Genomic DNA, 14,741 nt, shown 5'->3' with positions numbered 1-14,741 from the left:
CTCGCGCTGAATCGACTGCATGACGCTCTCCACACCCCTCATTATTGGTGCAGGTCCCGTCGGAATGGCGGCCGCAACTTTCCTGTCTCAGGACGGAATCGTGCCGCGCATCGTCGACAAACGGGCGGAACGGTCCAAGTTCTCGAAAGCACTGGCCATCAATCCCCGGACGCTGGAACTGCTGGAAGAGAGCGGGATCACCGATCAATTGCTGGGGCTTGGCCGGAAGATCCATGGCACGACCTTCCATCGCAACGACAAAATCATCGCCGAGGTCGACTTCAACGACCTCGAACACCGCTTCCCCTTCATGCTGGCCCTCTCGCAAGCCACAACCGAGCGGGTCTTGAGCGAACATCTCGCCCGCAAAGGGATCGAGATCGAACGCCAGCTTGAACTGGTCGAGTCCCCTGCCCTGATCCAAGGCAAGGCGAACCTGGTCCACTCCGAAACACAGTCGCACCTGCAGATCGACGCACCGTGGATCCTGGCCGCCGATGGTGCCCACAGTGTCGCTCGCAAGTCGGTCCATGTCCCCTTCGCCGGCGACACCTACGACCGAGCTTGGGTGCTGGACGACATTCCGCTGGCATCCGACTTCGCCCCGGACCGAGCCCACATCAAGCTGCTGGACGATGGCTTCCTGTTTCTGCTGCCGATCTATACCGGCGAAGAAAAGCCAGGCGAGCCAACCGTATGGCGTGTGATGGGAAACTACCCAGAACCGTTAGCTCAATTGACCGAATCCAATCTGATTGGCGAATCCCTTTGGAATTCGTCGTTCCACATCGCGCATCGCGTGGTCGAATCGATGAGCGTTGGCCAGGTCTACTTCGCTGGCGACGCAGCCCATCTACATTCGCCGGTCGGTGCCCGTGGCATGAACCTGGGGATCGAAGATGCCTGGGTCTTCGCCGAACTTGCCAAGCGAGACGAACTAAAGCTTTACGATCAACAGCGTTGGCCGGTCGACAATGCCGTCGTCCAGCGGATCCGAACGATCACCGATTTCGCCAAAGGCGAGTCGTGGATGCGACGTACGATTCGCAATGTGATGCTCCCGCGTGTCATGCGTTGGAAGAGCATCCGCGAGAACATGCTGAAGACCTTAACCGGTCTCGATCACCCCCTTCCGCTCATGCAGAAGAAAGCGGCCAGCGAAGCGGAAGCCGCCGACGAAAAGCCACGCAAGCGACGACGAGACTGACCCAGCCAATCGCGCGGAGTCAGTCTCTTTCTTTCACGGATTATTGAGCCGGCAAGCACATGCACGCCGAGCTCATCTTGACGTCCGAGTCTTTCCAGGCGATCTCGAACTCGGCCTGAACTTTGTCGGCTTCGTCCCACTTCTCTTGCATCCGGAGACTGCGGGCCAGGTCGTACAATGCCCAGCCGTTATGCGGATGAATCTCGAGATCGCGGCGTAACACCTTCTCGGCATGGGCGTAGCGTTTGGCATCCATCAAGGTTGCCGCCAACGCGTGACGCACCGGCTGAATCCAATCTGGCGGCTCGGTATAGCGAAGTTCGTCTTCCAGTTCGGCTGCCTTCTGCAAACTCGCCACGGCCTGATCGGTCTTCCCTTCGCGGTAGAGGATTTCCCCTTCCAGCATGTTGTCAGCGACCGCCAGAACAACGTTGGCAGGGTTCAGCACAAAGTAGGCATCCTCTGGCATCGCGTCTTTCAGCTTCTGGAAGATGGCCTGTTCTTGGCGAGCCTTCTCTGGCTGCTTCTTCGCGGCGTAAGCAACTCCCCGTGCGAAGTGTCGCATCGCTCGGCAAATCGGGAAGTGCTCGGCAGGTTCTGGCTCTGCCAAGATCGCATCCCAGCGTCCAAACCGAATGTGCATTTCGTACGGCATGCTATGCATCCCATCGACGAACGGAGCGTTCGCTTCCACCCAAGCTTCCGGCATTTCTTCGAGCATCAAATCGATTTGTTCGGTCGCCACCTTCTCTTGCCCGATCATCATGGCTGCAAACGCCAACATGTGACGATTGTGAGCCATGTAGATCCGGAAGAAGTCTTGATCAGGTGATTGAGCCTTGTAAGCGGCATCGGCCTCAATCGCCTTTTCGTTCGCGACGATTGCCTTCCGCCATGCCCCGAGTCGAACGTCGATGTGGCTTGGCATGTGAACCATGTGCCCGAGACCAGGCTGCAGATCACGCAGTCGATCCGCTTCGTCGGCCGCTTTGGCAACTTCTCCGGAAGCTTCGAGCGTATGGATATACAGATGCAGTGCCAGCGGATGATTTGGTGATTGCTGCAGAACCGCTTCTAGTGTGCGCATCACTTCGGCCGTGTCAGGGTTGGCGGCGCCTGCCTTCTGCCACAGATCCCAAGGCCAAAGATCCATCAGGCTCTCAGCGAAGATCGCGCCGACGTCTGGTTGGTTGGGATACTTCTGCCAGACGTTTCGCATCGCTTTGGCAAACGCTTGATCGAGCGGTTTGCGATCGGCAGGCGGCGGGTCGGCGTAACGTTCTTCCAACGCCGCGATCAGGTCTTGTTCGAGGGGCGATCCGTTCTTGGCAAGCTCCTTGGCCTTTTGCAAAGCATCCCAGGCCAGTGGAGCGTGTTTTTCGTCCAGCAGCGGATAGTTGATGTTCGGACCGTTGGCAAACGAAATCGCCCACCAGGGAGCCGGGCACTGCGGATCGAGCTTCGCGGCAGCGTGGAAGCTGCGAATGGCTTCGTCATGATTGAAGCCATACATAAAGGCCAGGCCTTGATTGAAGTAGGCCTGAGCTTGCGGCTGGTCGGTCGAGATCTTCATGCCATGCTCTCCCAAGCCGGGGAACATAGGAACGTCGACCAGGGGAGGTTCGGCGTGAAGCAGTGGAGCAGCGACCAGGCATGCCAGTAGAAGGCACCCTACTGAAACAAGCTTTTGAAGATGGCGAAGCATGAAAAGGATCCCCCAAGATAGTTTTGCCCCGTGAGCCATTTGGCCCATTTGCCTACTTCCCTTTGACTATTCAGCGCTTTAAGTTTAGCGACAGTGACCACCGGAAGAGACCTTCCGGGGGCAGAAATGTTCGGCCGACGAATGGGACTTTTCGAGAGGGCGACGACGTGCTGGGGCTGGTGATCAAAAATTGATCTCCCCCGGCAGTACGGTCGGCACCCTTTTTGCAAAGTTTAAAAAAGAGGCCTCGGCAATACTTTTTTGCTACATTTCTATGCAGGTCACGCCCACTTCGCGCGCAGAGGCTACTCATTCTGGGGTCATTTTCTAGCGATTTTGACCCTTCTGACGGTGCGGCATGGTAATTGCTATCACTCCGCACCATGCTTCTGCAGGGATCGCGAAGCGTATCGATCGTAAGGGAATTTCAACAACGAAAAGCGTGACGCAGATCCCTTCCCCAGGGGTCGCCGTTCGCGCTAAGGCTTTGGAGGTCACACACTAGTGAGTACGGCATCGAAAGGTAAGGCGGGCTCTTGCGGAACCAATTCCGCAGGCAGCGGTAGCGGGTTTATGGGCGGTTCGGCTCGAATGGCAGCCATCTCCGCGGTTACCAACTACAAGCCCTCCGCTCCAGCCATGAACTTCCTGGAAACCCCAACTCAGGAACTGTTCTGCGCAAACGTCTTCAGCAAATCGGTCATGAAGGACCGTCTTCCTAAGCCGATCTTCAAGTCGCTGATGAAGACGATCGAAACGGGCGAAAAGCTCGATACGACCGTCGCCGACTACGTCGCTTCGGCCATGAAGGATTGGGCCATCGAAAAGGGTGCGACCCACTACGCCCACGTCTTCTATCCGCTGACCGGTTTCACCGCCGAAAAGCACGATAGCTTCCTCAGCCCAGACGGCACCGGCAGCGCCATTGCCGAGTTCAGCGGCTCGCAGCTGATCCAGGGCGAACCAGACGGTTCCAGCTTCCCATCGGGCGGTATCCGCCAGACGTTTGAAGCTCGCGGTTACACCGCTTGGGACGTTACCAGCCCTGCTTACATCATGGAAAACCCGAACGGAACCACGCTGTGCATTCCAACGGCGTTTGTTTCGTGGACGGGCGAAGCCCTCGATAAGAAGACCCCGGTTCTGCGTTCGATGCAGGCTTTGAACAAGCAAGCTCAGCGTATCCTGAGCCTGTTCGGTCACACCGATGGCGCCATGGTCAGCTCGACCGCCGGTCCAGAACAGGAATACTTCCTGGTCGATCGCAACTTCTTCTTCGCACGTCCTGACCTTCTCAACGCTGGTCGTACCCTGTTCGGTGCTCAGCCTCCAAAGGGTCAGGAATTCGACGATCACTACTTCGGTGCCATTCCAGATCGCGTTCTCGCGTTCATGCTGGAAACCGAACGTGAACTGTTCAAGCTGGGCATCCCGGTCAAGACTCGTCACAACGAAGTCGCCCCAGGCCAGTACGAAATTGCTCCGATGTTCGAGTTCGCCAACGTCGCGACCGACCATCAGCAGTTGGTCATGATCACCCTGAAGCGCGTCGCCGAAAAGTACGGCATGGCCTGCTTGATCCACGAAAAGCCGTTCGCCGGCGTCAATGGTTCGGGTAAGCACGTCAACTGGTCGATGGGCAGTGCCTCGCAAGGCAACCTGCTCGACCCAGGCGACACCCCACACGAAAACGCTCAGTTCCTTGTGTTCTGCGGTGCTGTTATCCGTGCCGTGCACAAGTTCCAGGGTCTGCTGCGTGCTGTGGTTGCCTCGGCTTCCAACGATCACCGTCTGGGTGCCAACGAAGCTCCTCCTGCGATCATCTCGATCTTCCTCGGCACTCAGTTGGCCGACGTCTTCGAGCAGATCAAGGGTGGTGGGGCCAGCAGCTCGCTGCCAAAGGGCACGCTGGAAATCGGTGCCGACGTTCTTCCGCCATTGCCAAAGGATGCTGGCGACCGTAACCGTACCAGCCCATTCGCCTTCACCGGCAACCGCTTTGAATTCCGTGCTGTTGGCTCGAACCAGTCGATCGCTGGTCCACTCGTCGCGATGAACACCATCGTTGCCGAGTCGCTGGACTACTGTGCGACCAAGCTGGAAGAAGCCACCGGCGGCGACAACTCGAAGCTGAACGGAGCAATCCAAAAGCTTCTGACCGACATCATTAACGAACATGGCGCGGTCGTGTTCAATGGCGACGGTTACTCGGAAGAATGGCACCAGGAAGCTGAAAAGCGTGGTCTGCTGAACCTGAAGACCACTGCCGATGCTCTGCCTTACCTGGAAAAGCCAGAAGTCAAAGAACTGTTCACCAAGTACGGTGTCCTCTCGGAACGCGAGCTGGAAAGCCGTCTGGAAATCTACCTGGAACAGTACTGCAAGTCGATCAGCGTCGAAACCAAGCTCACCGTCGAGATCGCTCGCACGATGATCTTCCCTGCTTCGATCCGCTACCAGAACGAACTGGCTTCGACCTGTGCGAACCTTCAGGCTCTGGGTTACGATTTCGACAAAGACACCCTGGACAAGATGACCACCCTGGTCAAGTCGCTCCAGGACAGTGTCGCCGCCCTGGAAGCTGCCGCTGCCAAGGCCGACGAAATCGAATGCTGGCACAAGAAGGCCAACGCTTGCTGCTACGATGTTCTGCCGGCGATGAACGAAGTTCGTAAGTACGCCGACGAACTGGAAGGCTACGTTGCCGACGACCTGTGGCCACTGCCAACCTACCAGGAAATGCTCTTCATCCGCTAAGCGGACATCGGCATTGCCAATTCAATCTTTCCACGGAAGCGGGCCGAGACTTCACATCTCGGCCTGCTTCTTTTCTTGGGATTCGCACTAATTCTTTCTGGCGCTAATTGCCTCTATCGTGCAAGTTTAGCCCCCTAAGCCAATCGGATCATACACTCCCATTAGGGGAGTCTACTTCGGCCGTTCCAACCTTCTCGGCTGCTCATTCACGCTGGGCTCCTGTAACCTCGTCCGCCTTACGTCTCTTTTCGCCCAGGAGACCCTCCCACCATGACTCAGCATTCGCCTCCGCCCTCGCTGGTACGCTCGTTCGTATTGCCAGCCCTAACGCTCTTTCTGATTCCCATTGGTGCCCTGCTGGTATGCGGCCACTTTCAACCTGAATTTGAACAGCAACTGACGGCGCGGTTTCAGCGTGCGATCAACACGGCACCAGGGCTAAACCTGCAACAGAAAAACAGTGCCCTCAAGGCCCTGGAAAAGACCTCGACCTGGTCGATCCTCAACAAAGAAAACAAGGCGTTAAGCCGCTGGGACAGCGAACTAAGGCCGCTCGATATTCCAACCTATCTGACCTACAAAGGGGTCGTTCTGCTGAGTTGGGGCTGCATCGGCCTGGGCATCGCCACGCTGCTGCTCATCTCGATTGGCTCAGGCCTGTCGATTCGCTCCAACGAGATGCTGTACTATTCGCTGCTGGGCGGCTGGTACCTCATCAGTATCGTTGGCCTTCTCGAATTGATCGCTCAAACAACTATTATCGTCGGCTTGATCTCGGCATATCTCTTCTCGCACAGCAGCCTCGGGGCGACGAAGTTCCTGATCTTCATCGGTGGTGCTGGCCTGGCTGGTGTCGGTGCCGCGGCGGCTGCCATGTTCAAACGGGTTGACCTGCGGCATGAAGCCTCTGGCGTGCTTATCGAGCGCGAACACGCTCCACTCTTCTGGGACGATCTGGACCGTCTGTGTTTCAAGGCAGGCACATCACCACCAGACTACGTGATCGCTGGCATCGAAGACGGTTTCTGGGTTACCGAGTGCCCGGTCGTGCTGCCGATCGACGACGTTATGCGACGCACGCTGCGTGGAAGAATCCTGTACGTCAGCCTACCGCTACTGAAGCAGTTGCCCGATCAGGAAGCCGACGCGATCCTATTGCACGAGATGGCTCACTTCAGCGGCAATGACACGATTTACTCGCAGCGAATCGCCCCTTTATTCGAACGGCACTATGCCTACGCAGAGAGCCTGTACGAGCACTGGCTGACGCGTCCGATTCATCACCTGGCGATGCTGCAACTGGTGATCAATCACTCGCTCAACGGCAAGGTTGCTCGCGACCGCGAACACCGCGCCGATCAGATCGCTGCTCGGCATACGTCGCCGGAAGCGTTTGCCTTCGCCTTGCTTCGCGTGGTCGCGTTCTCGCGGTATCGCGAACAATGCGAAGAAGAGATTTACGAAGCCGCGGCGATCGACGCGAACTCCACAATTTCAAAACGGCTGGACGATGGCTTCCGCCCTTTCGCAGAAAGCTATTTCGACGAAAACCCGATTGGCGAACTAACGTCGGTTCACCCGTTCGACTCGCACCCGCCGGTGCAGCAGCGACTGAAGTTCATCGGCTTTCAGGCCGATGCCCACACGCTACGAACGGCCCTGGCCGACCAGTCGGTTGGGCCTTGGTATCGCAATATCTACGATGCCGAAGAAATCGAACGTCAGCAGTGGAGTGCTTACGAAGCGGAGTTCCGAACGTTCCACGAAACGATGCTCGTGCATCGCTATCTCCCTTCCAACGATACTGAACGGACCCTGGTCGAAAAGTATTTCCCTCCGATCGATCTTCCAGTAGCCCACGGCCGCCGACTGTTTCTTGACTTCGAGAAGATGTCGTTTGAAAACTGGGAGCATCCCATCTACTACCACGAGGTCGAGACGTTCGAAATCTTCCGCGAGGAGCAAACCTATATCATCGTCTCGTATCGCCGCATGGAGATTCCACTAAAGGCGAAGCTCCCGCTCAGCCGCAACGATGTCGATCAGGAAATGGCCGTTCGCGATAACATGGAGCGGTACTCGAATCGCAGCGATTTCGCCCATGCCTATCAGGCCGAACGGGAGGCGGCGTTCGCCTCGCAAAGCAACAATCGGCTGACAGATCCCAGCCTGGCGACTTCCTGATTGCACGCCTTTTGACAGCGATTTCGCTGCCTCGAACCAGGGTGCGCAATCGCTACATCCGTTTCGACAAGTCGAACGTGATCATCTTCGACAGCAAACGATGCGAGGGCATCCTCGGGTTGCCGTAAACGTGCAGCCTTCTGATCCCTGATAACCTAGGCTCTCGAAAATTCTTCAACTTTCCAGACAGTTCGAGAGCCCCTCATGACGGATTTACCTACGTCGAATCGAGGAAGCCTGATTGCCTTTGGTGTGTGGCTGTTTGCCGTTCTGATCACGTTTGGTTGGTTGACGCAATACGGCTCGGCTCCCGGCGTTGCAATGCGCCCACCAGAGAATTGGCCGGGGAGCTCTGCAATTCGCCACGAGCCTGGCGAATCCTCGCTGCTGGTGTTCCTACATCCTGAATGCCCCTGCAGCCGTGCGACTCTCGACAATCTTGAACGCATCGCGGAACAACATTCGATCGCGATCACACTGGTCTGCCTGAGCGATTCGCACCAGGAATCATTCGAGTCGAACTGGCTGACCGCCGGCAGTTGCCGCGGACACGTGGCACGCTGGCAATCGCGTCCATCCATTGATGTATATCGCGACATCGACGGTCTCGAAGCGGATCGTTTTCGCGTGACAACCAGTGGCCATTGCCTGCTATTTGATGAACTTGGCAATCTTCGGTTTAGCGGAGGGGTGACCTCTCGGCGTGGCCATGAAGGCAATAACTCGGGCCTGGCGTGCCTCAGTTCAGTGATCGAAGGCTGGTCGTCTGGTCGCAAGCAGTTCCCAGTGTTTGGCTGCCCGCTTAAGGGGAGCGAGCCACTTGCGACCTCGAATCTGGCGGCGGTTGAATCACTCATCCCTTCCCCATGCTGCGAAAATAGGAATCCTCATGAATAAGATCCTGTTTCCACAATACGAAGGCCTTGACCCGCAAGAGGCCGCCCTCGTCCTTCAACGAGAAGTGGCAGCCGACCAGCGAACTAATCGGTTGTTTGCCAACCTGATGTTACTGCAAGCGGCGATTGCCTTGGGGCTGGCAATCTTCCTGACGCCACGCACATGGGCTGGCCACGAAAGCAGCATCCACAATCACGTGTGGGGCTCGGCGATTCTGGCGATCTTGCTGGGCGTTCTGCCGGCGTACCTCGGTTACTACCGCTCTCGCGATCGCATGACTCGCTACGTGATGGCGATTTCGCAGGCCGCTTTTTCGGCATTGTTCATTCATATCAGTGGCGGACGCACGGAAGTCCATTTTCACGTCTTCGCGTCGCTGGCATTCCTTTCGCTTTACCGCGATCCCCTGGTGCTGTTGGCCGCCACCGGGTTTACGGCGGCTGATCACTTGCTGCGTGCGGTGTTCTGGCCGTATTCGATCTTTGGGCTCTCGGATCCAGCCCTCGTTCTGGCACTGGAACATGCCGCGTGGGTCGTGATTGAAGATGCGGTTCTGCTGGTTGGTATTTATGCTTCGCTACGGGATTCGTCGATCCTGGCACGCGAGCAAGTTGCCAGCAGCCGCCAGCACGAAACGCTGCGATCAGCAATTGAATCGCTCCGTCCGGTCTTTGATCGAGCCAGCCATGGCGATCTGACGGTGACCATTCCAGAAGTGCACGATGGCATGGTGAGTTCGCTGCGAACCGACATCCAGCACACCATCGATTCATGGAATCACGTGATCGCCACTTTCTCGCGCAGCGTGGAAGGCGTGACCTCGAGTTCGACACAACTGCATACCAGTTCTTCGACACTTTCCGATGGTATCGCCAGCCAGGGAGAGTCTCTACATCACATGGCTGAAGAAGTGCTCACGCTCAACGACTCGATTCAAGCGATTCGCGAAAACGTCTCCCAGGCCGAAGCGACCTCGCTCGCAGCCAACAAGATCGCTCGACTCGGCACCGAAACGCTCGCTGACTCGGAAAAGTCGATGAAGACAATTCAAGACAGTGCCGACGAAATGATCTCGACGATCGGCACCATCCAGGAGCTTGCCAAACAAACGAATTTGCTGGCATTGAATGCCTCGATCGAAGCGGCAAGATCCGGCGAAGCAGGCCGCGGGTTTGCTGTGGTTGCCCAGCAAGTGAAAGAACTAGCTGGGCGCTGCGATCACAACATCGCCCAGGTCACCGCGTTGATCGAACAAACCCGGCAGCACATTCAGACCGGTGTTGAGAAGAGCAACCGAACCGCCGAGCAATTTAAGCAGGTGTGTGCTTCGGTCGAGTCGATCACTTCGCAAACGACGAGTATCGGGCACCTGACTCATTCGCAGGCCGAGTCCGCGATGCGTCTTCAATCGCAATTGACGCAACTGCAGGAGGCTCAATCGGTCACGCGCAATAACGGCGACCAGCTTTCCGATGAAGGGGACGTGCTGGCAAACCTGGCTCAAGAGCTTAGCCAATGCGTTCGCCAGTTCCAATTCCGCGACACCGATACCCGGCAGTTGGCGAGCTCGCGATAGGCTTCTCGCCAGCCATTGAACAACCACTCAGGCCGCTTCCTGATGAAGGAAGTGGCCTGCTTTCTTTTCGAACCGAAAGTTTTTCTTGCCCTGGAAGGCAAGCTTCCTCATACTGCGTGCATGCCAAGATGGCGCAAGACGTGCCATTCCTTTCTTTGCTATCCACTGCGAACGATTCGTGCCCCATTGCACGAGCGGTTCCCACGCAGGCGCCTTGTCGCATGTCGCAAAACTTTTCGAGCCTCGGCTTCGTCAAAACTTACATCTATCCGGCATTGGCTCTGTTCCTGATCCCGGTGGCGTGTCTTTTCTTCTACGAGCATGTCCAAGGGACCTACGACGAATTCTTCCGCCAAGGCATGCGGGACGAAATCAAAGCCGATAGGATGCTCAATCCCCAAGAGCGTGCCGAAGAACTGGCTCAGATAGAGAACGTCAATCTGTCGTCGCTGCTGGTCTCTAGCGACCCGGAATTGGTCGCGTGGCGGAACGAATTGCCGGCCGATTATCTGTACATGCAGCTCTCGATCATTTGGGCGATTCGCGTTGCATGGTTCTGTATTCTGGCGGGTGTGGGGACCTGTTTCCTGATTGGAATCAGCGTTCTTCTCTCGCTTCGTTCGCAAGCAATGCAGTACTACAGCCTGCTGGCCGGCTGGCATACGCTACGCCTGTTTTGCACGCTGGAAGTGATCGCCCAGTCGCTGCTGGTGTTCTCGCTTTCGTTCTGGATTCCGGCCTTCTTCTTCGAGATCTACATCATCAAACTGTTGGTGGTGTTTGGCTTGATGGCCTTCGCGGCCATGGGGGCCGTGATCGTCGCGATCTTCAAGAAGGTGGACGACGACTTTGTGATCGAAGGACATAAGATCACGCCGGAGATGGCTCCACAGCTTTGGTACGACCTGGAACGACTAAGCCAGGCAATGCAGACCGCCCCGCCGGATCATGTGATTGCGGGCATCGACGATAGCTTCTTCGTGACGCAGTGCCCCGTGAAGCTAAAGGTGAAAGATAGTGACGAATTGCAAACCTATACCGGGCGGACGCTGTTCGTTAGCCTCTCGCTGCTGAAGAAGCTGCCAGGCGATGAAGCCGACGCCGTGCTGCTGCACGAACTGGCCCACTTCAACGGCGACGACACCCTCTACACGCAGAAGATCAGCCCACTGCTGGCCAAGTATGGCCATTTTCTGCAGGGCCTGCACGATGGCGGCATCTCGCTGCCAGTTTTCTACTTTGCCGTCATGTTCCGCATGCTGTTTGAAGTCTCGCTCGGCAGCCTAAGTCGGCAACGCGAGTTCCGAGCCGATCGTCTGGCCGCCAGCGGCACCTCGCCGCAATCGATGGCCCAGGCCTTGCTTCGCACCACGGCGTACTCGTATTATCGCAACGAGTTGGAACAAGAGTTCTTCGATGCCGATCAGGCCCACGAGCAAGTCAATTTATCGCAACGAATCGACGGCGGCTTCCTGGAGTATGCAACCGCCTTCGTCGACAAACGCGACGTCGGCGAACTGACCACCACGCATCCGTTCGATTCCCATCCCCCGCTACACGCTCGTCTGGAAGCCCTCGGCTTTTCGGCGACTCCTGACGTGATGCGTCATGCTTTGGGGGATGACTCGCTGGGGCCTTGGTTCCAGAAGATTGAACGGGCCAACGATCTGGAACGCGAGCAGTGGGAACACTACGAAGAGCAGTTCCGTCAGTTCCACGAGAACATCTTGGCGTATCGCTATATCCCCTCGAATACCGAAGAACAGGAACTGGTCGAGAAGTTCTTCCCGGCGGTCGAAGCCCCTGCGAATAAGAACCGCATCGTCTACTTCGATTACGAGAAGCTCACGTTTGAAGACTGGGATCAGCCGACTTACTACCGCGAAATCGAGAGCATGTCGTTCGAAAACCAGTGGGGTGCCCGGCTCGATCTGGTCGTGAAGCGTGACGGAAAGAAGCGAACGATCAAGTTGCCACTCAGCAAGAAACAAGCGGAGCAGCAGCAGGTGATTCAAACCCTCGAGCAGTATTATGCCCGGGCCATGTCCGCGATCGCCTATCAGCAGTCGCAGGAAGAGCCTGTGAACGTCGCCCAGCCTGGCGAGACCTTCTCATTCGATTAGATCTCGCAGGGCGTCTCAACGGCTCTCTGGCCGCTAGACGTCGGCCGTTGCTGGCGCTGTGACGTCTTGCTGCACCTTGAGAAAGCTCATGTGCATCTCGCAGTGCCGCAGCTGGAACTGCGTCCACTCCTCGGGCGTCAGCTTGCCGAAGATCGGGTGCAGTCCTCGCCGTGGGTCCTGCAAGTAGCGACCAATCGCATCTTCCAGCCTGGCGAGACCGGCATCGTTATCGATCGGCTCTGGCACGAAGCATTCGTTGGTCGGCAGCCCTGGCGGCAACCCTCGTTCCAGGAACTTTCGCTTGAGAAACAGCGTCGCAAACCACCGCAGCAGGAAGAAGGCACGAAAGTCCGCCCCATCAATCGCCATATCAAAAGCCTTCGCCAGATGATCGAAGATCTGCCCAGGACTCCAGTTGCCCAGTGTCTCGATATGCTCGGCTTCGGCGAGCTGACGTGCATCGACCAAGACCTCTTGGGGCGTGCGATAGTGCACTTCGCGACGCCCCTGGACTCCCTTCGTGTTGATTGCCATCGCCTCGGCTCCTTCTGATGTGCTTCGATTCGCCCCACCTTCAAGAATCGCGTTCTGCTGGAATTACTTCCGTCGGTTAGCTTACCGTTTGAGCTAGGACGAAGCGAAAATTGGCGCATAAAAAAAGCGAGAGCATCGATGGATGCTCTCGCCTTCTGGTGAATCAAGCGGTTAGCCCGTGACCATTAATAATCCGGGATAACGTTGCCGTCTTGACGGTTGGCCAAGCTGACCAGAACCTGACCGGCAACGGTTTCCGAGATGAACTGGCACGAACCGTCGGCCAGAACGGTCAGCACACCACCTGGGTGGGCTGCAGTCAGCGGAATCGCGGTATTGCCTTTAGCGTTGCCCAAAACTGGCGAGCTGCCGGCGTTGACGCCCGAGTTGATGTTACCGAGGTAAGGAACCGTGGTGTTGTTGGTTGGATCGAGGTCGATGAACGTAACGTTCTGAGCCGTCGTGACCGTACCGGTACCGGTGCTGGTGAAGCCCAGACCGTTCCAAGCACCACCAACGCTGTTTGGCCCCATGCTGGTACGAATGGTGTCAACTTGCTTCACGCGATTGGCATCGTAGAAGTAGTTGCTGCATTCGCTGATCATCATAGTATTGCTGGTACCGTCGGTTGCACTTTCCAAACCGATTGGGTTCGAACCGTCACCCTTAGCGACCACCATACCGTTGTAGTATTGGGCCTTCTTGGTCGAGTCGATGTTCTGAACCGCGGCAGCCGAGGTGCTCCACTTCTGAGCGGTACCACCGATACCGGTGTAGCTGGTCAGCTGAACATTGTTCAGGGTTTCTGGCAGCGGGCTCGATGGGCACCACAGGCCGTCAACACGCAGGGCCAGCAGTGGATCGCCGGTCTGGGTATTGTCGGTGATGAAGGTACCGTTGTTGAAACCGCTCCAATCCAAGGCATCGTAAGCAGCGTTCTGTTCGAGGAACGGCAGCAGACGCACGAAGAACGATGGAGCAGTGGTGTTGCCCGACCCGCTGATGTAGCACGAGTTGAAAGGCAGTTTGCTGATGTACGTGTCGTGGTAGTTGTGCATGGCCAAACCGAGCTGCTTCAGCTGGTTGTTGCACTGAATACGACGAGCGGCTTCACGAGCCTGCTGGACCGCCGGCAGAAGCAGGGCGATCAATACGCCAATAATGGCGATCACAACGAGCAGTTCCACCAGGGTAAACCCCCGGCGGGCATTCCAAGAATGAGTCACGAACGTCTCCTTCTCTGTCCCCAGAGAGATGCAAGAAAATTAGAACTAGATGTGAGTGAGTTCCCGCCGTTGAACTGATGCGAGAACCGGTATTACGACCCCGGAGAGTTGATCTCCCCGTGCCTCTATGGCCGCGTTACCCAGCGAGGTTTGCAGAGAGATTGATGAGAAACCCTACTGCATGAAAAGCGCTGCGTATTTCTTTATACTCAACTTTCTTATCTTCACGAGTGCTAATCAGGCAACAAAAACAAACTAATTTACCTAACAGGGTGCCACACCCCCTTTATGTACGAGAATCGCGCCTTGGGATTCGTCAGCAGCGTATCTACCGACTAAGGGGGCACCCTCGAAATACTTCTCAGGCAATTTGTCCATTTTCTTCTGACTATGTCATGGGAAAATATGACGAATAAATAGGTTCGTCACCGTTAACATCTCTCTGCATCAATTAACGCGAGATAATCTCCCGTTGACAAAATGCAGAACGTAGGTGAATGAGTGGAAAGCTTGATCCCTCTATTTGGCAAAA

At 56.5% G+C, this 14,741-nt stretch carries 9 protein-coding genes; 6 read left to right on the top strand and 3 right to left on the bottom strand.

The window, feature by feature from the left end:
- The first annotated feature begins 19 nt into the window (after positions 1-19).
- Positions 20-1,207, top strand: coding sequence for an FAD-dependent monooxygenase (locus AB1L30_RS06810; protein ID WP_367012681.1), 1,188 nt, complete (start codon positions 20-22; stop codon positions 1,205-1,207).
- Positions 1,208-1,247: 40 nt separating this feature from the next.
- On the opposite strand, the gene AB1L30_RS06805 is transcribed toward AB1L30_RS06810, so the two are convergent.
- The gene (locus AB1L30_RS06805; RefSeq protein ID WP_367012680.1) at positions 1,248-2,912 is read right to left on the bottom strand and encodes a tetratricopeptide repeat protein; all 1,665 of its coding nucleotides are present in this window, start codon (positions 2,910-2,912) and stop codon (positions 1,248-1,250) included.
- A gap of 573 nt (positions 2,913-3,485) precedes the next feature.
- Between AB1L30_RS06805 and AB1L30_RS06800 the strand changes: the two genes are divergently transcribed.
- From AB1L30_RS06800 to AB1L30_RS06780, 5 genes are all read left to right on the top strand, one after another.
- Positions 3,486-5,669, top strand: coding sequence for a glutamine synthetase III (locus AB1L30_RS06800; protein WP_367012796.1), 2,184 nt, complete (start codon positions 3,486-3,488; stop codon positions 5,667-5,669).
- 270 nt (positions 5,670-5,939) lie between these two features.
- Positions 5,940-7,853, top strand: a complete 1,914-nt coding sequence (locus AB1L30_RS06795) for a M48 family metallopeptidase (protein ID WP_367012679.1) — start codon at positions 5,940-5,942, stop codon at positions 7,851-7,853.
- Positions 7,854-8,057: 204 nt separating this feature from the next.
- Entirely contained in the window at positions 8,058-8,750 is a 693-nt protein-coding gene (locus AB1L30_RS06790; RefSeq protein ID WP_367012678.1) for a hypothetical protein, read from the top strand.
- A complete protein-coding gene (locus tag AB1L30_RS06785; protein WP_367012677.1) occupies positions 8,743-10,326 on the top strand; it encodes a methyl-accepting chemotaxis protein in 1,584 nt (527 codons plus the stop codon). The genes AB1L30_RS06790 and AB1L30_RS06785 overlap by 8 nt, the downstream gene beginning before the upstream one ends.
- Positions 10,327-10,547: 221 nt before the next feature.
- Positions 10,548-12,449: a M48 family metallopeptidase gene (locus AB1L30_RS06780; RefSeq protein ID WP_367012676.1), complete on the top strand. Its 1,902-nt coding sequence runs from the start codon at positions 10,548-10,550 to the stop codon at positions 12,447-12,449.
- A gap of 33 nt (positions 12,450-12,482) precedes the next feature.
- On the opposite strand, the gene AB1L30_RS06775 is transcribed toward AB1L30_RS06780, so the two are convergent.
- Both AB1L30_RS06775 and AB1L30_RS06770 read right to left on the bottom strand, forming a co-directional pair.
- Complete coding sequence (locus AB1L30_RS06775; RefSeq protein ID WP_367012675.1) at positions 12,483-12,983, bottom strand: DUF1569 domain-containing protein; 501 nt, start codon at positions 12,981-12,983, stop codon at positions 12,483-12,485.
- A 185-nt stretch (positions 12,984-13,168) separates the two neighbouring features.
- The gene (locus AB1L30_RS06770; protein WP_367012674.1) at positions 13,169-14,209 is read right to left on the bottom strand and encodes a DUF1559 domain-containing protein; all 1,041 of its coding nucleotides are present in this window, start codon (positions 14,207-14,209) and stop codon (positions 13,169-13,171) included.
- Positions 14,210-14,741 lie beyond the last annotated feature (532 nt).

Origin of the sequence: Bremerella sp. JC817, assembly GCF_040718835.1 — a bacterium.
In the GTDB taxonomy this organism is placed as follows: domain Bacteria; phylum Planctomycetota; class Planctomycetia; order Pirellulales; family Pirellulaceae; genus Bremerella.
Note: the sequence above shows the minus strand (reverse complement) of the source record. Positions and strands in the feature narration are given on the sequence as shown.